The 25,851-nt window shown below is 71.9% G+C and carries 24 protein-coding genes; 11 read left to right on the forward strand and 13 right to left on the reverse strand.

Annotated elements, in window-relative coordinates:
- From ACBI99_RS23785 to pdhA, 5 genes are all read right to left on the reverse strand, one after another.
- On the reverse strand, positions 1-156 hold a 156-nt coding region (locus ACBI99_RS23785), incomplete at its 3' end, for a transposase domain-containing protein (protein ID WP_375073645.1).
- 113 nt (positions 157-269) lie between these two features.
- Positions 270-563: a Dabb family protein gene (locus ACBI99_RS23790; protein WP_219506504.1), complete on the reverse strand. Its 294-nt coding sequence runs from the start codon at positions 561-563 to the stop codon at positions 270-272.
- Positions 564-612: 49 nt separating this feature from the next.
- Complete coding sequence (locus ACBI99_RS23795; RefSeq protein ID WP_357583683.1) at positions 613-2,055, reverse strand: dihydrolipoamide acetyltransferase family protein; 1,443 nt, start codon at positions 2,053-2,055, stop codon at positions 613-615.
- 16 nt (positions 2,056-2,071) lie between these two features.
- Complete coding sequence (locus ACBI99_RS23800; protein ID WP_375073502.1) at positions 2,072-3,052, reverse strand: alpha-ketoacid dehydrogenase subunit beta; 981 nt, start codon at positions 3,050-3,052, stop codon at positions 2,072-2,074.
- On the reverse strand, positions 3,049-4,140 hold the full coding sequence (pdhA, locus tag ACBI99_RS23805; RefSeq protein ID WP_219506509.1) for a pyruvate dehydrogenase (acetyl-transferring) E1 component subunit alpha: 1,092 nt from the start codon (positions 4,138-4,140) through the stop codon (positions 3,049-3,051). The genes ACBI99_RS23800 and pdhA overlap by 4 nt, the downstream gene beginning before the upstream one ends.
- Before the next feature lie 228 nt (positions 4,141-4,368).
- Between pdhA and purS the strand changes: the two genes are divergently transcribed.
- The 4 genes from purS (at position 4,369) to purL (ending at position 8,281) form a co-directional block, all read left to right on the forward strand.
- A complete protein-coding gene (gene purS, locus ACBI99_RS23810) occupies positions 4,369-4,614 on the forward strand; it encodes a phosphoribosylformylglycinamidine synthase subunit PurS (protein WP_219506510.1) in 246 nt (81 codons plus the stop codon).
- A 221-nt stretch (positions 4,615-4,835) separates the two neighbouring features.
- On the forward strand, positions 4,836-5,222 hold the full coding sequence (locus ACBI99_RS23815; RefSeq protein ID WP_219506592.1) for an ATP-binding protein: 387 nt from the start codon (positions 4,836-4,838) through the stop codon (positions 5,220-5,222).
- Between the two features lie 126 nt (positions 5,223-5,348).
- Positions 5,349-6,032, forward strand: a complete 684-nt coding sequence (gene purQ, locus ACBI99_RS23820) for a phosphoribosylformylglycinamidine synthase subunit PurQ (RefSeq protein ID WP_219506511.1) — start codon at positions 5,349-5,351, stop codon at positions 6,030-6,032.
- On the forward strand, positions 6,029-8,281 hold the full coding sequence (purL, locus tag ACBI99_RS23825; RefSeq protein ID WP_375073503.1) for a phosphoribosylformylglycinamidine synthase subunit PurL: 2,253 nt from the start codon (positions 6,029-6,031) through the stop codon (positions 8,279-8,281). Before purQ ends, purL begins: the two co-directional genes overlap by 4 nt.
- Positions 8,282-8,353: 72 nt before the next feature.
- Here the strand turns inward: purL and ACBI99_RS23830 are convergent, their stop codons facing one another.
- The gene (locus ACBI99_RS23830) at positions 8,354-9,154 is read right to left on the reverse strand and encodes a hypothetical protein (protein WP_375073504.1); all 801 of its coding nucleotides are present in this window, start codon (positions 9,152-9,154) and stop codon (positions 8,354-8,356) included.
- 206 nt (positions 9,155-9,360) lie between these two features.
- Here ACBI99_RS23830 and ACBI99_RS23835 point away from each other — a divergent pair, with 206 nt between their 5' ends.
- From ACBI99_RS23835 to ACBI99_RS23845, 3 genes are all read left to right on the forward strand, one after another.
- Positions 9,361-11,364 carry an adenylate/guanylate cyclase domain-containing protein gene (locus ACBI99_RS23835; protein WP_357583676.1) on the forward strand — a complete coding sequence of 668 codons (2,004 nt, stop codon included), beginning with the start codon at positions 9,361-9,363 and terminating at the stop codon, positions 11,362-11,364.
- A gap of 34 nt (positions 11,365-11,398) precedes the next feature.
- Positions 11,399-12,061 (forward strand): Crp/Fnr family transcriptional regulator, encoded by a 663-nt coding sequence (locus ACBI99_RS23840; RefSeq protein ID WP_219506514.1) that lies wholly within the window; start codon positions 11,399-11,401, stop codon positions 12,059-12,061.
- A 67-nt stretch (positions 12,062-12,128) separates the two neighbouring features.
- Entirely contained in the window at positions 12,129-13,574 is a 1,446-nt protein-coding gene (locus ACBI99_RS23845; protein WP_219506515.1) for an MFS transporter, read from the forward strand.
- Here the strand turns inward: ACBI99_RS23845 and ACBI99_RS23850 are convergent.
- Together ACBI99_RS23850 and ACBI99_RS23855 are read right to left on the reverse strand one after the other, a co-directional pair.
- Positions 13,567-14,316, reverse strand: a complete 750-nt coding sequence (locus ACBI99_RS23850; RefSeq protein ID WP_375073505.1) for a methylenetetrahydrofolate reductase — start codon at positions 14,314-14,316, stop codon at positions 13,567-13,569. The two genes, ACBI99_RS23845 and ACBI99_RS23850, sit on opposite strands and share 8 nt — an antisense overlap.
- Positions 14,317-14,326: 10 nt before the next feature.
- Positions 14,327-14,977, reverse strand: coding sequence for a TetR/AcrR family transcriptional regulator (locus tag ACBI99_RS23855; protein ID WP_375073646.1), 651 nt, complete (start codon positions 14,975-14,977; stop codon positions 14,327-14,329).
- A gap of 69 nt (positions 14,978-15,046) precedes the next feature.
- On the opposite strand from ACBI99_RS23855, the gene ACBI99_RS23860 reads away from it, so the two are divergent.
- Positions 15,047-16,459, forward strand: a complete 1,413-nt coding sequence (locus tag ACBI99_RS23860; protein ID WP_357583670.1) for a DHA2 family efflux MFS transporter permease subunit — start codon at positions 15,047-15,049, stop codon at positions 16,457-16,459.
- Here ACBI99_RS23860 and ACBI99_RS23865 read toward each other — a convergent pair.
- Complete coding sequence (locus ACBI99_RS23865; protein WP_219506518.1) at positions 16,426-18,300, reverse strand: ABC transporter ATP-binding protein; 1,875 nt, start codon at positions 18,298-18,300, stop codon at positions 16,426-16,428. The genes ACBI99_RS23860 and ACBI99_RS23865 overlap by 34 nt on opposite strands.
- A gap of 34 nt (positions 18,301-18,334) precedes the next feature.
- Complete coding sequence (locus ACBI99_RS23870) at positions 18,335-20,386, reverse strand: PhoX family phosphatase (protein WP_357583666.1); 2,052 nt, start codon at positions 20,384-20,386, stop codon at positions 18,335-18,337.
- Between the two features lie 116 nt (positions 20,387-20,502).
- On the opposite strand from ACBI99_RS23870, the gene ACBI99_RS23875 reads away from it, so the two are divergent.
- Positions 20,503-20,940, forward strand: coding sequence for a sterol carrier family protein (locus ACBI99_RS23875; RefSeq protein ID WP_357583665.1), 438 nt, complete (start codon positions 20,503-20,505; stop codon positions 20,938-20,940).
- Between the two features lie 26 nt (positions 20,941-20,966).
- On the opposite strand, the gene ACBI99_RS23880 is transcribed toward ACBI99_RS23875, so the two are convergent.
- Positions 20,967-22,325: a hypothetical protein gene (locus ACBI99_RS23880; RefSeq protein ID WP_375073506.1), complete on the reverse strand. Its 1,359-nt coding sequence runs from the start codon at positions 22,323-22,325 to the stop codon at positions 20,967-20,969.
- Positions 22,326-22,478: 153 nt separating this feature from the next.
- Here ACBI99_RS23880 and purF point away from each other — a divergent pair, with 153 nt between their 5' ends.
- The gene (gene purF / locus ACBI99_RS23885) at positions 22,479-23,915 is read left to right on the forward strand and encodes an amidophosphoribosyltransferase (RefSeq protein ID WP_219506526.1); all 1,437 of its coding nucleotides are present in this window, start codon (positions 22,479-22,481) and stop codon (positions 23,913-23,915) included.
- Complete coding sequence (purM, locus tag ACBI99_RS23890; RefSeq protein WP_375073507.1) at positions 23,912-24,937, forward strand: phosphoribosylformylglycinamidine cyclo-ligase; 1,026 nt, start codon at positions 23,912-23,914, stop codon at positions 24,935-24,937. The genes purF and purM overlap by 4 nt, the downstream gene beginning before the upstream one ends.
- Here purM and ACBI99_RS23895 read toward each other — a convergent pair.
- Positions 24,928-25,479, reverse strand: coding sequence for an ABATE domain-containing protein (locus ACBI99_RS23895; RefSeq protein WP_219506532.1), 552 nt, complete (start codon positions 25,477-25,479; stop codon positions 24,928-24,930). The two genes, purM and ACBI99_RS23895, sit on opposite strands and share 10 nt — an antisense overlap.
- A 131-nt stretch (positions 25,480-25,610) precedes the next feature.
- A complete protein-coding gene (locus ACBI99_RS23900) occupies positions 25,611-25,841 on the reverse strand; it encodes a DUF3073 domain-containing protein (protein WP_219506533.1) in 231 nt (76 codons plus the stop codon).
- Positions 25,842-25,851: the final 10 nt, after the last annotated feature.

Raw genomic sequence — 25,851 nt, forward strand, 5'->3', positions numbered from 1 at the left:
CACCAGGCGGACCCTGCGCTCATGCGCACGGGTCTGCGCCAGCACATCATCGACCATCTCGAACGGAATGATCCGGGTCAGTTCACCCAGATGTCCCGGCGCGAACACCCCTGGCGCTACCCCGGCCGTTCGATGTGTGGCAACCTGTTCCAACAGCGGAGCTCCTGTGGTGAGGATGTCTTGGAGTGACAGACCTCTTACAGCGGCTCCGCTGCTTTGTTCACCGGTCTTGACGAACAGCCCTCTCCCTTAACTGAACGGCGTTGGCTCTAGAGCTCCAGCTGCACCGCGGCGCGCGAGGCCAGGATCGGCTTGACGTGATGGGCGATCACCTTCTGGTGCTCCGGGTGGTCGCGGTAGGTCACGTAGTCGTCCTCGGAGTCGAAGTCGGCGACGACGGCGAACTCGTGGTTGCCCTGGTTGATGCCCGCGTCCATGCCAACCGTGTAGGAGCGGATCTGCGGGATGACGCCCGGCAGCCCGCGCAGCGCGGCCAGCACCCCCGCCTTCTGGGCGAGCGTGGCGTCTTCGGTCCAGGTGAACAGCACGATGTGGCGGATCATGGCGCCACCCTACAGAGGCCGGGAGGGGGCGTCCCCTCCCGGCCCGCGATCAGCTCCAGGCCAGCATCCGCAGCGGGTCCTCCAGCATCGCGCCCACGTCGCGCAGGAACAGCGAGCCCAGCTCGCCGTCGACCACCCGGTGGTCGAACGACAGGGCCAGGGTCGTCACCTTCCGTACGGCGAGCGCGCCGTCGACCACCCAGGGCATGTCCCGTACCTGGCCGAAGGCGAGGATGGCGGACTCGCCCGGGTTCAGGATCGGGGTGCCGGCGTCGACGCCGAAGACGCCGACGTTGGTGATCGTGATGGTGCCGCCCGCCATCTCCGCCGGCTGGGTGCGGCCCGCCCTGGCGGTCTCGGTGAGCTTGCCCAGCTCGGCGGCCAGGCCGGGCAGGGTCAGCTCGTGGGCGTTCTTGACGTTGGGCACCACCAGGCCCCTCGGGGTGGCGGCGGCGATGCCCAGGTTGACGTAGTGCTTGACGACGATCTCCTGGGCGGCCTCGTCCCAGGACGAGTTGATCATCGGGTGGCGGCGGGCCGCCGTGAGCACGGCCTTGGCCACCAGCAGCAGCGGCGACACCTTGACCTCGGCGAAGTCGGGCAGCGCGCGCAGCCGCTTGACCGCGTCCATCGTCTCGGTGACGTCCACCTGGAGGAACTCGGTGACGTGCGGGGCGGTGAACGCGCTGGCGACCATCGCCTGGGCGGTCATCTTGCGCACGCCCTTGACGGGGATGCGCTCCTCGCCCGCCTGCGGCCTGGCCGTCGCAGCCTGCTGCTGCGGCTGCGGCGGCCGGGCGGTCGCAGCGTGGACGTCCTCGCGGGTGATCGAGCCGTGGGGGCCCGTGCCCGTGAGGGTGGTCAGGTCCACGCCCAGGTCCTTGGCCAGCTTCCGGACCGGCGGCTTGGCCAGCGCCGCCACTCTGGCCGGGTCCGTAGACGCCGGGGGCTGCTCGGACGGGGGCTGGGGGGCCGTGGAAGGCGGGCCCTCCAGCTCCACGCGGGACGGGTTGGCGACCGGGTCGGCGGGGATCGTCGACGGCGCTCTGCGGGTGCGGCGGCGGGCCGCGCCGGTCTTGACGCCGTAGCCGACCAGGACGGCCTGGCGCTCCTCCTTGGGCGCGGGGCTGCCGTGGGCGCCCGGCTCGACGGCGCCCTCCGCCGGCGGGGTGGGCACCAGGTCCTCGGCCAGGGCGGCCGCCTGCTGGCCGGCGGCGCCCGCGGAGCCGCCGGGACCGCCCGGTTCGCCCGGTTCGCCGGTCTCGACGGCGATGATCGGCCCGCCGACGTCCACCGTCTGGCCCTCGTCCGCGAGCAGGTCCGCCACCTGGCCGTTCCACGGGATGGGCAGCTCGACGATGGACTTGGCGGTCTCGATCTCGACGATGATCTGGTTGACCTTGACCTCGTCGCCCGGCCTGACGTGCCAGCGGACGATCTCGGCCTCCGTCAGCCCCTCGCCGACGTCCGGGAGCTTGAATTCGCGTCGCATCAGTGCGGGATCCCCCTCAGTAGCCGAAGGCGCGGTCGACGGCGTCGAGCACCCGGTCCAGGTCGGGGAGGTAGTGCTCCTCCAGCTTGGACGGCGGGTAGGGGGTGGAGAAGCCGCCGACGCGCAGCACCGGCGACTCCAGGTGGTAGAAGCACTGCTCGGTGACGCGGGCCGCCAGCTCCGCGCCGAACCCGTTGTTGACCGGGGCCTCGTGGACGACGACGACGCGGCCGGTGCGGCGCGCGGAGTCGAGGACCACCGGCGTGTCGAGCGGGTTGAGCGAGCGCAGGTCCACGACCTCCAGGTCGCGCCCGTCCTCCTCGGCGGCCTTGGCGGCCTCCAGACAGGTCTTGACCATGGGCCCGTAGCAGAGCAGCGTCGCGTCGGCGCCGGGGCGCACCACGCGGGCCCGGTCCAGGGGCGTCCACCAGTCGGTGCTGGTGGTGTCGACCTCACCCTTCTCCCAGTAGCGGCGCTTGGGCTCGAAGAAGATGACCGGGTCGTCACTCTGGATCGCCTGCTGGATCATCGAATAGGCGTCGGCCGGGTTGGCGCACGCCACGACGCGCAGCCCGGCGGTGTGGGTGAAGTACGCCTCGGGCGACTCGCTGTGGTGCTCGACCGCGCCGATGCCGCCGCCGCACGGGATGCGTACGACGACAGGGAGCTTGATCGCGCCGAGCGAGCGCATGGGCATCTTGGCGAGCTGGGTGATGATCTGGTCGGCGGCCGGGAAGACGAAGCCGTCGAACTGGATCTCGCACACCGGCCTGTAGCCGCGCAGCGCCAGGCCGATCGCGGTGCCGATGATGCCCGACTCGGCCAGCGGCGTGTCGATGACCCGGTCCTCGCCGAAGTCCTTCTGCAGCCCGTCGGTGACGCGGAACACGCCGCCGAGCTTGCCCACGTCCTCGCCCATGATGAGGACCTTGGGGTCGTCCTCCATGGCCTTGCGCATGCCCTCGTTGAGCGCCTTGGAAAGGCTCAGCACGGTCATCTCTCGAACCCCTCCAGATAGGCGGCGTACTGGGCTCGTTCCTCGTCGATCAGCGCGTGCGGCTCGGAGTAGACGTGCTCGAACATGGCGAGCGGCTCCGGGTCGGGCATCGCCAGGCAGCGGGCCCTCAGGTCGGCGCCGAGCTGCTCGGCCTCGGCCTCGATCTCGTCGATGAACGCCTGGTCGGCCAGCTCGTTCTTGAACATGTAGGACTTGACCCGCTCGATCGGGTCCTTCAGCTTCCACGCCTCCAGCTCGCTGGCCACGCGGTAGCGGGTCGGGTCGTCGGCGCTGGTGTGGGCGCCCATCCGGTACGTGAACGCCTCGATCATGGTCGGGCCCTGGCCCTCGCGGGCGTTCTTGAGCGCGGCCCGGGTGACGGCGAGGCAGGCGAAGACGTCGTTGCCGTCGACGCGCACGCCGGGGAAGCCGAACCCGGACGCCCTGCGGTAGAGCGGGATGCGGGTCTGCTTCTCCAGCGGCTCGGAGATGGCCCACTGGTTGTTCTGGCAGAAGAACACGATCGGCGCGTTGAACACGCTGGCCCAGATGAACGACTCGTTGACGTCGCCCTGGGAGGTGGCGCCGTCGCCGAAGTAGGCGATGGTGGCGGCGGTGGCGTCGTCGCGCTGGATGCCCATGGCGTAGCCGACGGCGTGCAGCGTCTGGCTGCCGATGACGATCGTGTAGAGGTGGAAGTTGTGCTCCTTGGGGTCCCACCCGCCGTGGTTGACGCCGCGGAACAGGCCGAGCAGCTTGAGCGGGTCGACGTCGCGGCACCAGGCCACGCCGTGCTCGCGGTAGGTGGGGAAGGCCATGTCAGCGTCGGTGAGCGCGCGGCCGGAGCCGATCTGCGCGGCCTCCTGGCCGAGGAGCGAGGCCCAGATGCCGAGCTCGCCCTGCCGTTGCAGGGCCACGGCCTCCAGGTCCACGCGCCGGACGAGCACCAGGTCGCGGTAGAGGGACCTGACCTCTTCTGGGGTCAGGTCGATGTCGTAGTCGGGATGCTGGACCCGCTCTCCTTCCGGCGTGAGGAGTTGGACGAGCTCCGGGGGTGCTTCGGCACCACGAGAGGCGTCGACGGTCACGTGCCACTCCTGTGCGGTCGGGGCCGGTCCGGACGGGGTTGCCACCGGTGGCCGGCCTTCTGAGCGTCCGGACCATTTGGTGGTGGTTCGTACGCGCTTGGGGCCATCGTGGCAGACGTCACAGCCCTCCGCGCAAGCCCCATGATGTCCCCGTTCCCGTTGTGCCGCACGCAAACACGCGCCGGTAGGCTGTCCTTTGCCAACCCCGCCGTACCCAGGAGGAACGCAGTGGCGCGCGTCATCGTAGACGTCATGCTGAAGCCCGAGATTCTCGACCCGCAGGGCCAGGCCATCGCCCGTGCGCTGCCCCGGCTGGGTTTCTCGGGTGTGTCCGCCGTGCGGCAGGGCAAGCGCTTCGAGATCGAGCTGGAGGGTCCCGCCGACGACGCCGCTATTGCGGACGTCCGAAAGATGGCGGAGACTCTGCTGGCGAACACCGTGATCGAGGACTACACGGTCCGCGTCGAGGCGTAGAACGGCATATTTCACACCTCAAATGGCCTTGTACGGCTAAAGCCGCATTCCGGCGTGCCACAATGCCACGGGTTCGCCAAGCCCAAATAACAACAGCGTGATTTTGCGGTTAGCCCCGATTTCACGGGGAAACCTACTCCAGGTGACATTCCGGAGCCCGGAGGAGTCCGGTGGACATTGAGTTCTCGTTGGCACTGCCCCGGGATGCGATCGGCATCCCGATGGTCAGGCGGGTGCTTGGCGATGCCATGCGATCCTTGCATGTGAGCGAGCCCTGCATTGCCGACATGCTGCTCGCGGTCTCCGAGGCCTGCTCCAACGCCGTGCGTCACGGCGGTCCCGCCAACCGCTACGAGGTCACGGCCGCCATCGGCTACGGCCGCTGCGACGTGCGCGTCGCCGACAGCGGCGGCGGCCTGCCCTCCGTGCCGCTCCACTTCCCGCCCGCCGACACCGAGAACGGCCGCGGCCTGCTGATCATGCGCTCGGTCGTCGACGAGATCTCCTTCGGCATCACGCCCGGCCGTGGCACCACGGTCCATCTGCGCAAGCTGCTCGCCTGGGACGACGCGGCCGAGGCCCGCTCCCGCCAGCTCGCCGCCGTCTGACGTCTCCGCTGGTGCGGGGCGTGACGAGGAACACACGAAAGCACCGGCTACCCTAGGGAGCGCCGCCCGCCGTCCGCCCCGAAGAGACGGTGGCGTGTGCTCATTTCCTCGGAGGGGACGACAGTCATGAGCGCTGCCCGTGTGGGCGTAGTCACGTTTCCCGGCACACTCGACGACCAGGACGCCGCCAGGGCCGTGCGCCTCGTGGGCGCCGAGGCGGTGCCGCTGTGGCACGCCGACCACGACCTGAAGGGGGTCGACGCGGTCTTCCTGCCCGGCGGCTTCTCCTACGGCGACTACCTGCGGTGCGGAGCCATCTCCCGGTTCGCGCCGCTGATGGAGGAGCTCATCCCGGCCGCCCGCGCGGGCCTTCCCGTGCTGGGCACCTGCAACGGCTTCCAGATCCTGTGCGAGGCGCACCTGCTGCCCGGCGCGCTGACCCGCAACGCCTCCCTGCACTACGTCTGCCGCGACCAGCGCGTGCGCGTCGAGTCGACCGACACGGCCTGGACCAACGCCTTCGAACAGGGCCAGGAGATCACGCTGCCGGTCAAGCACGGCGAGGGCCGCTACGTGGCCTCCGCCGAGACGCTGGCCGAGATCGAGGCCAACGGCCAGGTCGTGTTCCGCTACGTCGGCGGCAACCCCAACGGCGCCATGAACGACATCGCGGGCATCCGCAACGAGGCGGGCAACATCGTCGGCCTCATGCCGCACCCCGAGCACGCGGTCGAGGAGCTGGTCGGCGCCCCGAGCACCGACGGCCTCGGCTTCTTCACCTCCATCCTCAAGAAGCTGGTGAACGCATGACCACCGACTCCGTCAAGCGAGCGGAGAGCACGCCCGACGAGCCGATGCCCTTCGCCGAGCTCGGGATGAAGCAGGACGAGTACGACCGCGTCAAGGAGATCCTGGGCCGCCGGCCCACGGGCTCCGAGCTGGCCATCTACAGCGTCATGTGGTCCGAGCACTGCTCCTACAAGTCGTCCAAGGTGCATCTCAAGCAGTTCGCCACCAAGGCACCCAAGTCCGACGCGCTGCTCGTCGGCATGGGCGAGAACGCCGGCGTGGTCGACATCGGCGACGGCTGGGCCGCCACCTTCAAGATCGAGTCGCACAACCACCCGTCCTACGTCGAGCCGCACCAGGGCGCCGCCACCGGCGTCGGCGGCATCGTGCGCGACATCATGTCGATGGGCGCCCGCCCGATCGCGGTCATGGACGCCCTCCGGTTCGGCGGCGCCCACCAGGACGACACCCGGCGCGTGCTGCCCGGCGTGGTCGAGGGCATCAGCCACTACGGCAACTGCCTCGGCCTGCCCAACATCGGCGGCGAGGTCGCCTTCGACCCCTGCTACATCGGCAACCCGCTGGTCAACGCCCTCTGCGTGGGCCTGCTGCGCAAGGACCAGATCAAGCTCGCCACCGCCCCCGGGCCCGGCAACAAGGTCGTCCTGTTCGGCGCCTCGACCGGCCCCGACGGCATCGGCGGCGCCTCCGTGCTGGCCTCGGCCACGTTCGAGGACGAGTCGCAGGCCAAGCGCCCCGCGGTGCAGGTCGGCGACCCGTTCATGGAGAAGCTGCTCATCGAGTGCTGCCTGGAGCTCTACGCGGCCGACGTCGTCGTCGGCATCCAGGACCTCGGCGCGGCCGGCGTCTCCTGCGCCACCACCGAGCTGGCCGCCAAGGGCACCGGCGGCATGCACGTCGACCTCAACCAGGTCCCGCTCCGCGATCCCTCGCTGCGCCCCGAGGAGATCCTGATGAGCGAGTCGCAGGAGCGGATGATGGCCGTCGTCCGGCCCTCCGACATCCCGGCGTTCATGGCGATCTGCGCCAAGTGGGACGTTCCCGCCACCGTCATCGGCGAGGTCACCGACACCGGCCGCCTCGTCATGACCTGGCACGGCGAGACCATCGTCGACATCCCGCCCGGCACCGCCGCCGACGACGGCCCCGTCTACGAGCGGCCCTTCCACGAGCCCGCCGGGCAGGCCGCGCTCAACGCCGACACCCCCGACGCGCTGGAGCGGCCCGCCGACCTGCGCGCCACGCTGCTCCAGCTCCTCGGCTCGCCCAACCTGGCGTCCAAGGCGTGGGTGACCGACCAGTACGACCGCTACGTGCGCTCCAACACCGTGCTCGCCCAGCCGGCCGACGCCGGGATGCTGCGCATCTCCGAGGCCATCGCCGGGGCCGAGCCCACCACCCGGGGCATCGCGCTGTCCACCGACGGCAACGGCCGCTACGCCAAGCTCGACCCGTACGCCGGAGCCCAGCTCGCGCTCGCCGAGGCCTACCGCAACGTGGCCGTCACCGGCGCCAAGCCGCTGGCCGTCACCAACTGCCTCAACTTCGGCTCCCCCGAGGACCCCGAGGTCATGTGGCAGTTCGCCGAGGCCGTACGCGGCCTGGCCGACGCCTGCCGCACCCTCGGCGTGCCGGTGACCGGCGGCAACGTGTCCTTCTACAACCAGACGGGCTCCACCGCCATCCACCCCACGCCGGTCGTCGGCGTGCTCGGCGTCATCGACGACGTGGCCAAGCGGGTGCCCACCGGGTTCGTCGCCGAAGGGCTGCGCGTCGCGCTGCTGGGCGACACGGCCGCCGAGTTCGGCGGGTCGGAGTGGGCGCACGTCGCCCACGGCCACCTCGGCGGGCTGCCGCCGGAGGCCGACCTGGAGGCCGAGCGTTCGCTCGCCACCGTGCTCGTCGAGGCCGCCCGGCGCGGGCTCCTGGAGGGCTCCCACGACCTGTCCGACGGCGGGCTGGCCATCGCGCTGGCCGAGGCGTGCCTGGCGCGCGGCATCGGCGCCACCGTGTCGCTGAGCGGCGAGCCGTTCACCGACCTGTTCAGCGAGTCGGCCGCCCGCGCGCTCGTCGCGGTCCGGCCGGAGGCGTTCGACGAGTTCGCCGCCCTCTGCGCCGAGCACGAGGTCCCGTGCTACGGGCTCGGCGTCACCGGCGGGGAGTCGCTGGTGGTGCAGGACGTGCTTGAGGTTCCGGTCTCGGAGCTGCGCGACACCCACACGGGCGCGCTGCCGGCCATCTTCGGCTGATCCACGCCAAAGGGGCCGGTACGGGATGCCGTACCGGCCCTTCGTGTTGTGCCTGGGACTTTCGTGTGGTGCCTAGGACTTCAGGCAGACGACGTAGACCGAGCCCGCGGAGCCGTGGTTGCCGCCCTGGGTCGAGACCTCGGGCTGGGCGCTCTTGCTGTTGACGTCGTAGTCGTTGTCGTTGCCCTTGCTCGCCCGGACCGTCCAGCCGTTGCCGCCGCTGGGCATGCTGGCGGTCACCTGGTAGCGCCAGTCGACGGAGAAGCCGCCGCCGGTCGCCAGGTCGCCGCTCTTGCAGGTGGCCGTGCCGGAGCCGTTCTTGATGGAGGCCGTCTCCACGTAGGTGGAGAGGTTGGCCGCGCCGCCCGGGTCACCCTTCGGGCCCTGGGGGCCGCGGGGGCCGGTGTCGCCCTTCGGCCCAGGCTGCCCGTCCTTGCCGGGAAGGCCCGGCTTGCCGTCCTGGCCGTCCTTGCCTGCCGGACCCTGCTGGCCGTCCTTGCCGGGGGCGCCGTCCTTGCCGGGGAGCCCCTGCTTGCCCTGGGGGCCGCGGGGGCCGACGGGGCCGGCGTCGCCCTTCGGGCCCTGGAGTCCCTGGGGGCCGCGGGGGCCGGCCTGGCCGCGGGTGCCCGAGGAGAGGGCGGGCTGGGTCTCGCCGCCGCCGATGATCATGCGGATCTCGGTCGTCCGGCACTTGGCCGTCGGGTTGACGATGCGCGCGTAGCGGGACTTCTTGTGCACGCAGGCGGTCACCTCACCGGCCGCGGAGGAGACGGACGAGGCGGTCGCGACGCCACCCACGGTGAGCAGCGAAGCGGCGAGCGCGCCGGCGGAGACGAGGGCGAGCGAGCGCCCACCCCGAACCTTGAGAGCCACGGCTTTCCTTCCGAAGAACAGGTGATGTTCATGTTGAACATGAGATTCACGTTTCAACCGTTCCATCGGATGGCAGAAGTGACATAACGTATCTATCACGAAACACAGCGTGACAGAACGGGCTGACGTCACTTGACGGGTCAAGAAGTGTCGAACCCGTAAAACAACACAGTGGCCCCCGGCCCCGCCCGTGGATAATCAGGGGCGTGTCAGCCCCCTACCTGCCGCCCGCCACGCAACCCGTGCGCGGAGTCGTCTGGGTCATCCATCTGGCGCTGCCCATGCTCGGGCTGTGGCTGCTGCTCGCCCAGCCGGACCTGAACGTCATGTGGCACCACAATCCCAGCCACTTCTGGCTGATCGTCGCCGTGGCCGGGCTGAACGTGGTGCTGGGCACGCTGATCAGCGAGGCGTCGCGGCGACGGCGGGACGCCCGGCTGTTCCTGGTCTCGATGGTGTTCGTCAGCAGTGCCGGGTTCTTCTTCATGCACGGGCTGGCGACGCCGCAGATCATCCTGCCCAAGGGGTCGCTCGGGTTCGACCTGGGGCAGATGGCCGGGCTCACGGTGGCCTCGGGGTTCGCGTTCGCCTCGGCGCTGCCGCTGGGCGAGCGGGCGGCGCGGGCGGTGCTGAAGGCGCAGCACGCGGTGCGCGGGGCGCTGTTCGGGTTCATGGTGCTGTGGGGGCTGGCCTCGCTGCTGCCGGGCTGGACGCCGCTGAGCCGCCCGCCGGAGGGGTCGCCCGCCGGGTGGGTGGCGTGGGGGTCGCTGCCGGGGCTGGCGCTGTTCGCGGCGGCCGGGGTGATGATGTTCCTGCTGCACCGGCGGCGGCCGTCGGCCATGCTGATCAGCCTCATCACCGCCTACGCGCTGCTGGCCGAGTCGATGGTCGCCGGGATGTCGCAGCTCAACTGGCATCTGACGTGGTGGGAGTGGCACGTCCTGCTGACGTTCGCGTTCGGGTTCGTCGCCTACAGCGCCTACCTGCAGTTCAGGCGGGAGGGGTCGGGCGCCGGGCTGTTCGACTCGGTGACGCTCTCGGCGACGGTGCGGCGCATCCAGCAGGACTACGACCGGGCGCTGGAGGAGCTCGTCGAGCACGTGCGGCGGGGCGAGCCGCTGGCAGCGACCCGGCTGTCGGGCAAGTTCCGGCTGAACGAGGGCCAGGCGGCGGTGCTCGACCGGGCCGGCCGGGCGCTGGCCGACGAGCGGGCGCTGTCGGAACGGCTGGCCGCGCTGGTTGACGTGGGCGCCAGGACCCGCGTCGGCCTGCCCGAGACCGAGCTGCTGGCCACGGCCCTGGACCGGGTCAGGCAGGCGTACGGGGACGTGCGGATCGGGCTGGTCTCCGAGGGCCGCACCCGGATCGGGTCGCGCGAGTATCACTTCACCACGAATGCGCCGATCCGCCGCGACGAGCTGGTCGCCTACCCCCTGACGGTGAAGAACCGGCTGGCCGGGGTGCTGGAGGTGCCCGCCGGGCGGGGCGCGCACGACGAGGCGCTGGCCGCCACGCTGGCCGGGCAGCTGTCGATCTCGCTGGAGAACGCCCGCCTCTACCGGGAGCTCAACACGCTCTTCCGCCAGTACATGTCGCCGGACGTGGCCAACGCCCTGCTCGCCGATCCGGGCCAGGCGGCGCTGGGCGGCCGGTTGCAGGAGCTGACCTCGCTGTTCGCCGATCTGAAGGGGTTCACCACGTTCTCGGAGCGGGTGACGCCGGGCGAGATCGTGGAGATGCTGAACCGCTATCACACGGCGGCGGTGCCGTGCATCCTGGCCAACGGCGGCACGATCGTGCAGTTCGTCGGTGACGCGCTGCTGGCGGTGTTCAACGCCCCGGCGGCGCAGGCGGGCCACGCCAGGGCGGCGTGCCGGGCGGCGCTCGCCATGCAGCGGGCCGCCGCCGAGGTTGCGCGGGAGGTGGCGGGGGCGGCCGTGGAGTGGCCGACGTTCCGCGTCGGGGTCAACACCGGGCCCGCGCTCGTCGGCAACATCGGCAGCCCCGAGCTGCGCGGCTTCAACGCGATGGGCGACTGCGTGAACGTGGCGGCCCGGCTCCAGTCGCTGGCCGAGCCGGGCACGGTGGTGATCGGCGCGACCACGCTCAAGCAGCTCGGCGCGGGGGCCCGGGTCGATCCGCTCGGCAGGCTGAGCCTCAAGGGCAAGGAGGAGCCCGTGGAGGCGTACGTTCTCACAGAAATGGCATAGCTGCCCGCCGCTCCGTACGGACATAATCGGGCGCATGACGCCAGAGGCCGGCGAGTTCCTGTCCACGCTCACTCCCGACGAGGTCCAGGCGGTGCTCGCCGCGGGGCGGCCGCGACGGTGGGAGCGCGGGACGACGGTGATGACCGAGGGCGACACCTCCGACTGGGTGCTCGTGCTGACCGCGGGCCGGGTCAAGGTCTCGTCCCATACGAGCGGCGGCACCGAGGTGGTGCTCGCGGTGCGCGGTCCCGGCGCGCTGCTGGGCGAGATGTCGGCCATCGACGGCTCGCCGCGCTCGGCCACGGTGACCGCGCTGGAGCCGGTCTCGGGGGTGGTGATCCGCGACTTCACCGGTTTCCTCCAGGATCACGGGCGGGTGGCCGTCCTGCTGCTGCGGCTGGTCACCGAGCGGCTGCGCGACTCCGACCGCAAGCGGATCGAGTACGGCGCGTTCGACACGACGGGACGGGTGGCGACGCGGCTGATCGAGCTGGCCGAGCGCTACGGCGAGCAGACGCCGGGCGGGCTGCGCGTGGCGCTGCCGCTGTCGCAGGACGAGCTGGCGGGCTGGACGGGGGCGTCGCGCGAGGCCGTCAGCAAGGCGTTGCGCTCGCTGCGCGACCGGGGGCTGATCGAGACCGGACGGCGGCGCGTGGTCGTCCACGACCTGGACGGGCTGCGCCGGCGGGCCCGCTGAACTGTTTTCTAGAATTTCCCTCACCCCGCCGCGAAGTGGACGTACGTCGTACGTCATAGTTGAAGGCATGGTCGCGATCTCCCCCGATCAACATGCCAGGATGCGCTACGCGTGGCGCGTCTGCTCGGTCACCAGCCTGGGGCTCGTCCTCATCGGCATCGCGGGCAGCACGCTCAACGTGGCGCTCCCCGCGGTCGTCCGGCACTTCCAGGCCACGCCGTTCGAGTCGGGATGGATCCTGCTGGCGTTCCTGCTGGTCAACACCGCGAGCCTGGTGTTCTTCGGGCGGGTGGCCGACCTGCTGGGCCGGCGGGAGGTCTACCTGGCCGGGTTCGCGCTGTTCACGGTGGCGTCGCTGCTCGCCGGGCTCTCGCCCGACGTGTGGTTCCTGGTTGCGATGCGGGTGGTGCAGGCCGTCGGGGCGGCGATGATCCTGGCGAACGGGACCGTGATCATCACCGACGCGTTCCCGCCCGAGAAGCTCAGCCAGGGCATGGGCGTCTACATCGGCACGCTGTCGGTGGCCCAGCTCGCCGGACCCACGCTGGGCGGCCTGATCGCCTCCACGGCCGGATGGCAGTGGATCTTCTGGGTGAACGTGCCCGCAGGGGTGATCGCCGTGGTCTGGGGGGCGGTCACGCTGCGCAAGATGCCGCGCGGGCCCAAGCAGCCGGTGGACGCGCTGGGCAACGCGCTGGTGTTCGCCGCGCTGTCGGCCATCCTGCTCGCGCTCTCCGAAGCCGGCTCCGGCGGGCTGACCAGCCCGGTCGTGCTGGCCGGCGCAGCGGTGTTCGTCGTCCTGGTCCCGGTCATCGTGCTGGTCGAGCGGCGGGCCTCGCACCCCGTGCTGGACGTGCGGCTGTTCGGCGGGCGGATGCTGGCGTGCGCCAACCTGGCGTCGTTCTGCAACGCGATCGCCCGGGCCGCGCTGATCCTCGTGGTGGCGCTGTACTTCCAGGCGGCCCGGGGCGTGGACCCGTTCGCGGCCGGGCTCAGCGTGTTGCCGGTGCCGGTGGGCATGGCGGTGGCCTCCCCCGTCGTGGGCGCGCTCGGCCGCCGCGTCTCCCCGTACGCGCTGTCGATCGGCGGCGCGCTGATGAGCTCCACCGGCCTGGGCGTGCTGATGCTGACGGCCGACCCCGGCACCCCGTACTGGATCATCGGGATCGGCCTGTTCGTGGCCGGGTGCGGCAGCGGCGCCTTCCTGACCGGCAACACCACGCAGGTCATGGCCGCCCTGCCCAGCGGCAGCCTGGGCGTGGTGAACGGCTTCCGGCTCATGGTGATGAACGTGGGCGTGGTGCTCAGCATCGGCCTGTCGCTCAGCGTCCTGGGCAGCGCCGTCGGGCCCGAGGTGCGCGCGCAGGTCTACGCGGGCACCCTGTCGACGCTCTCGCCGGTCGCGGTGGACCAGCTCATGCAGGGCTTCCAGCGCACGTACGCGGTGCTGTTCGCGGTCGCGGTCGCCGGGGCTGTGCTGGCCGCCCTGGCCCGCTCGCGCAAGGTCACCTGAGGGCGGCCGACAGGCGGGACTCGACGTCGCGGTAGCGGCTGACGGGGATCAGGTGCACCCCGGCGAAGGCGCCGCTGTCGCGGACGGCCAGGACCTGGGCGCAGGCGGCCTCGACGCCGGCCATGCGGTCGTCGGCCAGCCGGGCGACCAGCTCGTCCGGGATCGCGATGTCGGGGATGGCGACCGACAGGGCGCGGGCGTGACCGGCGCTGGCCACGACCAGCACGCCGGCGTAGACCGGGACGTCGACCGGGTTGGCCTCACGCCAGCGCAGCAGCGCCTCCAGCGAGAAGCCGGCCTGGAGGAACAGGAAGTCGGCGGCCCGCTTCCAGGCCGGGAGCGGGCGCAGCCCGGCGGCGGCGCCGACGCGCAGGCCGGGCGAGAACGCGCGGGCCTCGTCGATCATCGAGCGCACGGTCAGGTCGCTGGTGCGGTTGCCGCTGGTCGGCTTGTCGCCGTAGACGAACAGGAACTGGTCCACCCCGTAGGCGGCGGCGGTGAGCAGGTCGCGGCGGAAGCCGAGCAGGTTGCGGTCGCGCGAGTTGAGGCAGGCGATGCTGCGCCCGCCCATCGCCTCGACCTCGTGCGCCACGGCGACGCTGGAGACGGTCGCGCGGCCGATGTGGTTGTCGGGGATCAGGAACGAGTGGGCGATCGTGCTCAGCGTGCCGATCTGGTGGCGGACGCGCTTGAGGTCGGGCGTGGTGGGCGGCTCGATTTCGCATACCAGCTCGAAGGTCATGGCCAGGACCCTAGCGTCTGGCCGCCAGGGCTTCTATGCCCGCGAGGACGAGGTCGACGCCGAACGTGTCGTAGAGCTCGGGGTCGGGCTGGACGAGGGGGCCGGCCATCTCCACCAGGTTCGGGTAGGTCGCGGCGGGCAGCGACTGCAGGCCGAGGCGCTTGACCCGGACCAGCTCGGCGACCTCCTCCGGGGTATTGCTCGCGGTGAAGTGCACCGGGGCGTCGGCGATGGAGATGGCGCTCTGCAGCAGGTATTTGGAGATCAGGCAGCTCTCCTCCATGGAGAACCCGGCGGACCTGGCCAGGCCCAGCGCGTCGTCCCACACGGCCAGGAAGCTCGGCACCGCGCTCTGGTCGACCTGCTCCAGCACGCTCTTGGCGCACGGGTGGGTGCGCAGCACGCGGACCAGGCCGGTCAGGACCTCGCGCAGCCGCTGCTGCCACGGCCGCTCGTCGTCGCGCGCGGGGGCGAACCCGGCGACGAGGTGGTCGGCCATGCCCTCCAGGAGCCGGTCCTTGTTCTTGAAGTGCCAGTAGAGGGCCATCGGCGTGACACCGAGGTCGGTCGCGAGCCGCCTGATGGTCACGGCGTCGAGCCCTTCGGCGTCGCCGATCCGCAGGGCCCGCTCGACGATCGCGTCCGCGGTGAGCTTTCCCATCACGGTTGACAACTATACGCCGTACGAGTTTCCCTATACGTCGTACAAGTACGTCGTATAGGAGGGTTCGTGGAGCGCAGATGGTGGGCGCTGGGCGCGGTGACGCTCGGCACGTTCATGACGTATCTCGACAACAACGTCGGCAACGTCGCCCTGCCGACGATCCAGCGGGAGCTCGGGCTGACGCTGGCCGGGCTGGAGTGGATCGTCAGCGGCTACATCCTGGTGTTCGCCGGGCTGATGCTGGCCGGGGGCAGGCTGGCCGACGTGTTCGGCGCGCGCCGGGTGTTCGCCGCCGGGCTCGGCGTCTTCACACTGGCCTCGCTGGCCGCCGGGCTCGCCACCGACGGCGGCTCGCTGATCGCCGCCCGCGCGGTGCAGGGCGTCGGCGCGGCCCTGCTCACCCCGACCGCGCTGTCACTGATCACGCAGATCTTCCCCGATGGGACCGAGCGCGGCCGCGCGGTCGGCATCTGGAGCGCGGCCGGGGCGCTGTCCATGGCCCTCGGCCCGGTGACCGGCGGCTTCATCAGCGAGAACTGGCACTGGGGCTGGATCTACCTGATCAACGTGCCGATCGGCGTCGCCACGCTCGGGCTGGCGCTGTGGGCGGTGCGGCCGGCCTTCACCCGGGTACGGCACAGCCTCGACCTGCCGGGCCTGGCCACCTCCGCGATCGCGCTGTTCGCGCTGACCTACGCGCTCATCGAGGGCGAGGCGGCCGGCTGGACCTCGCCGGAGATCCTCGCCGCGTTCGCCGTCACGGCGGTGTCGGCGGTGGCGTTCCTGCTGGTCGAGGCGCGGGCGGCGGAGCCGATGATCGACCTGTCGCTCTTCCGGGCCAGGCGGTTCACCGGCGGCGTGATCACCAGCGGCATCTGGTCGTTCGGCGTGTTCGGCATCTACTTCTTCAGCGCGCTCTGGCTGCAGAACGTGCTCGGCTTCAGCCCGACCGAGGCCGGGGCCGCGTTCGTGCCGATGGCGCTGGTCATGGGCGTCGTCGCGGTGCTGTCGCAGCGGATCGGCGCGGCGCTGGGCATCGGCAGGACCGTGGCGCTCGGGCTGGCGCTGATGGCGGCCGCGATCTACCTGATCTCCGGCGTCGGCGCCGACGGCGGCTACGCGGACGTGCTGCCGTGGTTCGTCCTGTACGGGCTCGGCGGCGGCCTGCTGGTGCCCCTGACCGCGGCCGTGCTCAGCGGGATGCCCACCGGCCGGTCCGGGGTGGCGTCCGGGGTGCTCAACGTGTCGAGAGAGGTGTTCGGGCTGCTCGGCATCACCGTGCTGGGCGCGATCCTGACCTCCCGGCAGGCGGCGGGCGACGGGCCGCCGCTCGCCGCCTTCCTCGACGCCTACCGGTTCACGCTGGTGATCGCGGCCGTCGTGGTGCTGGCGGGCATCCCGGTCGCGCTCCGCACGCTGCGCGCGGACCGTACGACCGGGGAGCCTCAGGCGGCGGCGATGGCCGGGTCGGCGAACTGAGTGCGGTAGAGCTCCTCGTAGCGGCCCCCGGCGGCCAGCAGCTCGGCGTGCGTGCCGCGCTCGGCGACCCGGCCGTCCTCGATCACCAGGATGACGTCGGCGGCGCGGATCGTGGACAGCCGGTGCGCGATCACCACGGCGGTCCGCCCGTCGAGCGCCTCGGCCAGCGCCTCCTGCACGGCGGCCTCGGAGGTGGAGTCGAGCGCGGCCGTGGCCTCGTCCAGGATGACCACGCGGGGCCTGGCGAGCAGCAGGCGGGCGATCGTCAGCCGCTGGCGCTCGCCGCCCGACAGCCGGTAGCCGCGCTCGCCCACCACCGTGTCGAGGCCGTCGGGCAGCGACTCGATCAGCGTGGCGAGCCTGGCCCGGCGCAGCACCTCCCACAGCTCCTCCTCGTCCGCCTCGGGGCGGGCGAGCAGCAGGTTGGCCCGGATCGAGTCGTGGAACAGGTGCCCGTCCTGGGTGACCATGCCGAGCGTGTCGCGGATGGAGTCGGCCGTCAGGTCACGCACGTCCACGCCGCCGATCCGCACCGCGCCCTCGTCCACGTCGTACAGGCGGGGCAGGAGCTGGGCGATGGTGGACTTGCCCGCGCCCGACGAGCCCACCAGGGCGACCATCTGGCCGGGCTCGGCCCGGAACGAGACGCCGTGCAGCACCTCGACGCCGCCCCGGCTGTCGAGCGCGGCCACCTCCTCCAGGGAGGCCAGCGACACCTTGTCGGCCGACGGGTAGGCGAAGCGCACGTTGTCGAACTCGACCCCGACCGGTCCGTCGGGCACCTGGCCGGCGCCGGGCCGGTCCTTGATGAGCGGTTCGAGGTCGAGCACCTCGAAGACGCGCTCGAAGCTGACCAGCGCGCTCATCACGTCCACCCGGGCGCTGGCCAGCGCGGTCAGCGGCGAGTAGAGGCGGGTGATCAGCAGCGCGAGCGCCACGACCGAGCCCGGGTCGAGCTGGTCGCGCAGCGCGTAGAAGCCGCCGAGCCCGTACACCAGGGCCAGCGCCAGCGCGGAGACCAGCGTCAGCGCGGTGACGAACACCGACTGCGTCATGGCCGTGCGCACCCCGATGTCGCGCACCCGCCTGGCCCTGGCGGCGAACTCGGCCGACTCGGCACGCGGCCGGCCGAACAGCTTGACCAGCGTCGCGCCCGGCGCCGAGAACCGCTCGGTCATCTGGGTGCCCATCGCCGCGTTGTGGTCGGCGGCCTCGCGGCGCAGCCGGGCGATCCGCACGCCCATCCGGCGCGCGGGCAGCACGAACACCGGCAGCAGCAGCAACGCCAGCAGCGTGATCTGCCAGGAGATGCCGATCATCACGGTCAGCGCCAGCACCAGCGTCACCACGTTGCCGGCCACGCTGGACAGCGTGTCGGTGAACGCCCGCTGCGCGCCGATCACGTCGTTGTTGAGCCGGCTGACCAGGGCGCCGGTGCGCGTCCTGGTGAAGAACGCGATCGGCATCTTCTGCACGTGGTCGAAGACGGCCGTGCGCAGGTCCAGGATCAGGTTCTCGCCCAGCCCCGACGACAGCCAGCGGGTCAGCAGCCCGAGCCCGGCCTCGGCCACCGCCAGGCCCGCGATCAGGCCCGCCAGCCCGAGCACCACGCTCATCGGCTTGCCCGCGCCGATCGCGTCCAGCACCCGGCCCGCCAGCACCGGCGGGGCGACCGCCAGGGCCGCCATCACCACGCTCAGCGCCAGGAAGAACGTGATCCTGCGGCGATGCGGCCGGGCGAACCCCCAGACGCGACGGAGCGTCGCCTTCGATATCTGGCGACGCTCCGGGCGGTTGTTCAGCGAGTACACCTGGTGCCAGGCCGTCATCTCCATGCTCATGGAGAGGAGCCTAGGACCTCAAGTTAACTTGACGTCAACTGCCGATCTTCTTGTTCCTGGCGTGCCACACCACCGCGACGGCCGGGCGCGGCTGGTCGCCGTCGGGCCAGCGGCTGGCGGGCTTGTCCGGGCTCGCGCCGTCGACCTCGCCCGGATGCTGCACCGCGACGAACACGCTGCGCTGGTCCTCCGTGATCATAGGGCCGCAGGTCTCCGCGCCGACCGGCACCGTGAGGAACTGCCGCACGTGACCCCGGTCCCGGCCGCGCACCGGCATGACGAACAGGCCGTCGTGGCTGCCGAGCTTGTTGCCGTCCGTGGAGATCCACAGGTTGCCGTCACGGTCGAAGGCCAGGTTGTCCGGGCAGGAGATCGGCGACACCTTGGTCTTGTCGAACCCGGCGAAGTAGGTGCCGGAGTCGTTCGGGTCGCCGCAGACCAGCGGCACCGACCAGGCGAACGTCGTCTCCGCCGCGTCACCGCGCCGCTCGACCAGCTCCAGCACGTGGCCGTGCTTGTTGTTCGCGCGCGGGTTGGCCTCGTCGGCCTGCGCCGGGGTGCGGTTGGTGTTGTTGGTCAGCGCGACGTAGACGGCGCCGGTGACCGGGTTGCGCTCCACGTCCTCGGGGCGGTCCATCTTCGTGGCCCCGACCTTGTCGGCCGCCACGCGCGTGTAGACCAGCACCTCGGCCGCGGTCATGCCCTCGACGTGCGACTCGTTGCCGCTGACCAGCGGGATCCACTCGCCGGCGCCGTCGAAGGCGCCGTCGGACGGCAGCTTGCCCGAGCCGTCGATCTCCTCCGCCGGGCTGTCGCCGGTGAACCGCGCCACGTAGAGCGTGCCCTCGTCCAGCAGGCTCCGGTTGTGCCGGTCGTTGCCCCGGCGGTAGCGCTCCTTCGAGACGAACTTGTAGACGTACTCGAACCGGGAGTCGTCACCCATGTAGACGACCAGGCGGCCGTCCTTGGCCAGCGTCGTCGTGGCGGCCTCGTGCTTGAAGCGGCCCAGCGCGGTCCGCTTGATCGGCGTCGCGTCCGGGTCGAACGGGTCGATCTCCACGATCCACCCGAACCGGTTGGCCTCGTTCGGGTGCTTGGCCAGGTCGAACCGCTCCTCGACCCGGTCGAAGCGGCGGTTGTCGGCCGGCGTGCCCGTGGTGAGCGTGTAGCGCTGGACGTACGGCTTCTGCTCGGCGGGGACCTTGTCGCCGTTGACGAAGTACTGGTCGAAGTTCTCCTCGGCGGTCAGCACCGTGTCCCACGGGGTGGTGCCGCCGGCGCAGTTGTTCAGCATGCCCAGCGGCTTGAGTCCGGCCGGGTCGGCCGCGGTCTTCAGCAGGTCGCTGCCGGCGGCCGGGCCGGTGAAGCGCATCGGCGTCGTCGCGGTGATCCGCCGGTTGTAGCGGCGGCGGCCCCGGGTCACCAGCTTCCACTCGCCGCTGCGGTGCTCGCGCTCCACCTCGACCACCGAGCCGCCGTGCGCGGCCAGCGCGATCTTGATCTGCTCCTCGGTCGCGGCGGCGCCGCCGGTGTAGCCGCGGAACATCAGGTTCTCGTCGCTGTACTCGTGGTTCACCCAGAGCAGGCCACGGTCGCGGCCCATCGGGAAGAGGGTGACGAAGTCGCAGTTGTAGCCGAACTGCTTGGCCTGCGCGTCGGCCGTCTGGTTGGCGAAGTCGAACGCGGGCGCGTCCGGCAGCACCGGGTCGCCCCAGCGCACCACGACCGAGGACCGGTAGCCGTCGGGCACGGTCAGCTTGTCGTCGGTGTTCGGAGGAACGGGCGTGAAGTCCAGGCCGCCGCCCCGGTGACCGGCCGCCTCCGGCCTGCCCGGGTCGGCGAACGCCGGCGCGGCCCCGGCCAGCCCGGCCCCCGCCACCAGCACGCCCAGCGCGCCGGCGCGCAGCGCGCCACGACGCGACAGCGCCTGCTCGACCACCTCGCCGAAGTACGGGTTGCCGCTCGTGTTGGCCACGTCATGCGCGCACGCGTTGCCGCACCGGAACTGGCAGGTCATCGCGGATCGGCCACCCTTGTGCGGGGTGGAAAGCAGCGGCAGCAGCCGGCGCGGCGAGAGATTCGCCACAGGGTCCTCCAAGGTAGTGCGCAATCGTTCGAGCCGGACATTACGGTCACCGGAGAAACCGCAGGTGAACGAGGCCCTCCGGCGCGGTGAACGCTTCCAGGGAGCACAATGGTGGCGTGCCACCACGCAAACTCGATCCAGCGAAGCTCCGCGAGGCACTCGACGCCCAGCTCGTCGCCCTCGACCAACCGGCTTACGACGGGCCCGCCGGCGCGCTGGCCGACGCCCTCGTCACCGCCGTGCTCACCGCCTACGACCGCGGGGTGCGGCCCGAGCGCGAGGCCGCGCGGCAGGCCGTACGCCATCTGCTGGACCGGCTGGTGACGGCCGCGCCCGGGCGGACCGTCGAGGTGCGCGTGCCGCCGTACGCGGCCGTACAGGCGATCGAGGGGCCGCGCCACACGCGGGGAACGCCGCCGAACGTGGTCGAGATGGACGCGCGCACGTGGATCGAGCTGGCGGTGGGGCGGATGACGTGGGAGGAGGCCAGGGGGAAGGGGGCGGTGGCGGCCAGCGGATCCCGAGCCGACCTGTCCGAATATTTGCCGCTATAACGCGCCGGAAGGCTACGTCGGCGTCGTCAGGACGGCGTGCTGCCCATCCACGGGATCCGCGCCTCGAAGCACCGGTCGGCCAGGCCGCCCGGGAGCTGGGCGCACTCCTGCACCACGTTCCAGAACCAGATCGCCACCGCCGCGAACAGCACCAGCGCCACGACGCTCAGCACGATGCCGGTGATCGCCCGGCCCTTCCCCACCCGCTTGGTCAGCGCCACGATGCCGAACACGATCGACAGGATCGCCGTCAGCAGGCCGATGAAGCAGACGAACACCAGGAACGGGCTCGCCACGCCCAGCACCAGCGACGCCGTCGCCAGCCCGCTGCCCGGCTGACCCGGCGGCCGCCAGTCCGGGGGATACTGCCCCGCCCCGCCGGGCGGCGGCGTGTACGCCCCGCCGGGAGGCGCCCCGTACACCGGGCCCGCCCCCGGCGCTCCCCCGTACGGACTCGACGGCGCCGTCCCCGGCACCGCGGGCTCCTGCCCCTCCCCGTGCGGCGCGCCCTCGCCGTAGGGGGCGCCCTCCGGCTGGGAGGCGCCTGTCCCGTACGTGGGGCCCTCCTGCGCGGCCCCGCTCCCGTACGGGTGCGCGGCGCCTGTCTCGTGCCCCTGGGGGGTCTCTCCCTGAGGGGCCAGCGGGCTGTACGGGGTCCCCTGGGCCCTGGTCTCGTCCGGGGTCTCGGGGGTCGGCGGCTCGAAGGAGGGGCGGTCCGAGGGGGCCGGGTCGTAGCGGGACGGGGTGCGGGGGCCCGAGGGGCCGGGCTCGTCGTCCGAGGCGGCGCCTTCCCAGCCGGGGTACGACGGGGTGGAGCCGGGCATCGGGTAGGACTGCGTGTCGCCGGAACGGTTCCAGTCGGGCGTGCCGAACACCGCCGTGCGCTCCGCGTCCGCCTCGTCGGGGGCCGTCGCGGGCGGCGGCGTCTCGGGCGCCGTGGGCAGATCGGGATGCCGGGGCTCAGGACTGGGCCGCGGCTCAGGGCCGGGGCCGGGCTCGGGGCCAGGACGCGGCTCAGGGCCGGGGCGGGGTTCGGGGCCGGGGCCGGGTTGCGGCGGGGCGGGCGTGCCGGGCTGGGGGACGACGGGCGGCGCCGGGGCGATCGGCTCCTCCCCCTCCCCGGGACCCTCCCCGGGCTCCTCCGTCCCGGACGGCTCCGACGCGGGCGACTCCCCCTGCTCGCGACCGGACTGACCCGACCCGGCGGACTCCCCCCGCTCGCGGGCTGGCCGGTCAGGGGCGGGCTCCTCGGCGGCGCCCTCGGCCCACCAGGCGTGCGCGGCCGTCTGGCCGGGCTCCTGGACGGGAGGCTCGTGGGCGGGCTCGTCCGGGCCGGGACGGTTCTCGCGCGGGCGAGGCTGGTTCGGGTCCCCAGGTGTGGTCACGTCTGCGTCTCCCCCGACGAGTCGAATGCCGGATACTTCACCTTTTCGCGGGAGCGCCCTTCGAAACCATCCGACACGGTAAGACAGGGGTCATCCTTGGCTCAAACAACCCGGGTGTGCGAGCACGGAAGGCCGCAACCTAGACTGAAGCATGTGCTGAAGGGCGACGGCCGGCTCGGCCATGACCTGGACCCCCAAGACCGCGCTCCGAAGGATGCCTGTGGTGTCTTCGGCGTCTGGGCGCCAGGCGAGGAAGTTTCCAAACTCACCTACTACGGGCTGTACGCGTTGCAGCACCGCGGCCAGGAGTCCGCGGGCATCGCGGTCAGCGAGGGCAGCCGCATCCTCGTCTACAAGGACATGGGCCTGGTGGCCCAGGTCTTCGACGAGTCGGTGCTGGGCACGCTGCGCGGCCACATCGCGGTGGGTCACTGCCGCTACTCCACGACGGGCTCCAGCGTGTGGGAGAACGCGCAGCCGACGCTGAGCTCGACCGAGGTGGGCGGTCTCGCGCTGGCCCACAACGGCAACCTGATCAACACCCCGGAGCTGGCCGAGCGGCTGGAGCCGGGCGCCACGCGGGCGACGACCGACACCGAGGTCCTGACCACGCTGCTGGCGCAGGATCGCAGCCGTTCCATCGAGGATTCGGCCGCCGAGCTGCTGCCGCAGGTCAAGGGCGCCTACTCGCTGGTGTTCATGGACGAGAAGACGCTGTACGCGGCCCGTGACCCGCAGGGCATCCGCCCGCTGGTGCTGGGCAGGCTGGAGCGCGGCTGGGTGGTCGCCTCGGAGACCGCGGCGCTCGACATCGTGGGCGCCACGTTCACCCGCGAGATCGAGCCGGGCGAGCTGCTGACGATCGACGAGCGCGGGGTGAGGTCGCGCCGGTTCGCGCTGGCCGAGCCCAAGGGCTGCCTGTTCGAGTACGTCTACCTGGCCCGCCCCGACACGACGATCGCGGGCCGCGGCGTGCAGGTGACCCGGGTGGAGGTGGGCCGCGTGCTGGCCCGCGAGCACCCGGTGGAGGCCGACCTGGTGATCCCCACGCCCGAGTCGGGCACCCCGGCGGCCGTGGGCTACGCCGAGGAGAGCGGCATCCCGTACGGCCAGGGCCTGGTGAAGAACTCGTACGTGGGCCGGACCTTCATCCAGCCGTCGCAGACGATCCGCCAGCTCGGCATCAGGCTGAAGCTCAACCCGCTGCGCGAGGTCGTCGAGGGCAAGCGGCTGGTCGTGGTGGACGACTCGATCGTGCGCGGCAACACGCAGCGGGCGATCGTGCGGATGCTGCGCGAGGCGGGCGCCCGTGAGGTGCACGTGCGGATCTCGTCGCCGCCGGTGGCGTGGCCGTGCTTCTACGGCATCGACTTCGCCACGCGGGCGGAGCTGATCGCGGGCTCGCTGTCGGTCGAGGAGATCCGCGCCTCGCTGGGCGCCGACTCGCTGGGCTACATCTCGCTCGAAGGGCTGACCGAGGCGACGACGATCCCGGCGGAGCGGCTGTGCCGGGCCTGTTTCGACGGCTCCTACCCCATCCCCATCGACCAGGACAACGTGGGCAAGTTCGTGTTGGAGAGCAAGGCATGAGCACGTACGAGGCGGCCGGGGTCGACATCGAGGCCGGTGAGCGCGCTGTCACGCTGATGAAGGACAAGGTGGCGCGGTCGCGGCGGCCGGAGGTGGTCGACGACGCGAGCGGGTTCGCCGGGCTGTTCGACGCCTCGGCGCTGCTGCGTTACAAGCGGCCGCTGCTGGCCACGTCCACCGACGGGGTCGGCACGAAGGTGATGCTCGCCCAGCAGTACGGCAAGCACGACACGATCGGCATCGACCTGGTCGGCATGGTGCTGGACGACCTGGTGGTGTGCGGGGCCGAGCCGCTGTTCATGACCGACTACATCGCGTGCGGCAAGGTGCTGCCGGAGCGGGTGGCGGAGATCGTCGGCGGCGTCGCCGAGGGCTGCCGGCTGGCCGGGGCGGCGCTGGTGGGCGGCGAGACGGCCGAGCACCCCGGCGCGATGGGCCCGGACGAGTACGACCTGGCGGGCGCGGGCACGGGCGTGGTGGAGGCCGACCGGATGCTGGGCCCGGCCCGGGTCCGCGAGGGTGACGTGGTGCTGGGGCTGGCGTCGTCGGGCGTCCACTCCAACGGCTATTCGCTGGTCCGCCACGTGATCGCCAACTCCGCGCTGACGCTCGACAGCGAGCTGCCCGAGCTGGGCCGGCCGCTGGGTGAGGAGCTGCTGGAGCCGACGCGCATCTACTCGCTCGACTGCCTGGAGCTGGCCCGCGCGGTCGACGTGCACGCCTACTCGCACATCACGGGCGGCGGCGTCGAGGGCAACCTGTCGCGCTCGCTGCCGGAGCATCTCGACGCCCGGCTGGACCGTTCCTCCTGGACCCCGCCGGCGATCTTCGAGGTGCTGGCCGGTCACGGCGGCATCGCGCAGAAGGATCTCGACCGCACCTTCAACCTGGGTGTCGGCATGGCGGCGATCGTGGCGGCCGGCGACGCCGACGCGGCGATCCGCCTGCTGGCCGGGCGGGGCCTGCCCGCGTGGGTGATGGGCGAGATCGTGCCCGGCTCGGGCCGGGCGGCCTACGCCTGACCGCTCCTGGCCCGCTCGTAGTGGCGGGCCACCCGGACCCGGTTGCCGCACAGCTCGGGCGAGCACCAGCGGCGTCGCGGGTGGGCGGGAAGGAACAGCATCCGGCAGCCCGGGGCCTCGCAGGACCTGATCCTGCTCGCTCCGGGCGTGCCGAGCAGCGTGATGGCGGCTTCGGCGAGCTCGGCGAGCAGCCGGTCGAGCGGCGCGGCGTCGCGGCGGGTCTCCACGCCGGAGCCGCCCAGGAACAGGTGGGTGGGGGCGGCGCGGGCCGCCTCGTTCAGCGCGGCGACGGCTGCGGCGGGCGGCGCCTGGCCCGCGACGACGGCCGTGACGGCCGCTTCGACGTGCGCGCGGAGCCGGTGCACCGCGGCGAGGCCGTCGGCCGTGAGCGGCTGCGGGAGGCCGCCCAGCCGGTCGGACTGGCGGGCCAGCCAGACGCCGAGGCCGTCGGCGGTGCCGAGGAAGTCCACGTCGCCCGCGGGCGTGCTGGCCCGCGTGTTGACCAGGTCCAGGGCCAGCGGCTCGCCTGTCAGCACGTCCATGCCCTAATGGTACGTGGCACCGTCGACACGTTACGGGCGCGCACGACAAAGCCCCACGGTCACCCGTGGGGCCCGACGCTCGTTGAGCGGGTCCGCGCCGGAACGCGAACCCACGTCACGCGGAGGAACGGCTATCGACGGCCGGAGGGACGATCATCGTCGTCGTCTCCGGCACCGTAGCCGTCGGCGTAATCGGCATAGCGATCCGCCAGCTCGTCGTTGAGGTCGTCGGCGTCGTCGTTGCGGCCGGGGTCACCGACCCCGAGTTCGTCGCGAAGTCGGTCAAGATCCGTGCCACCGCTGTTGTACTTCAGCTGGCGAGCAACCTTGACCTGCTTGGCCTTTGCTCGGCCGCGCCCCATTGGCTCGACC

It is taken from the genome of Nonomuraea sp. ATR24 (genome assembly GCF_041950485.1).
Classification (GTDB): Bacteria; Actinomycetota; Actinomycetes; order Streptosporangiales; family Streptosporangiaceae; genus Nonomuraea; species Nonomuraea ceibae.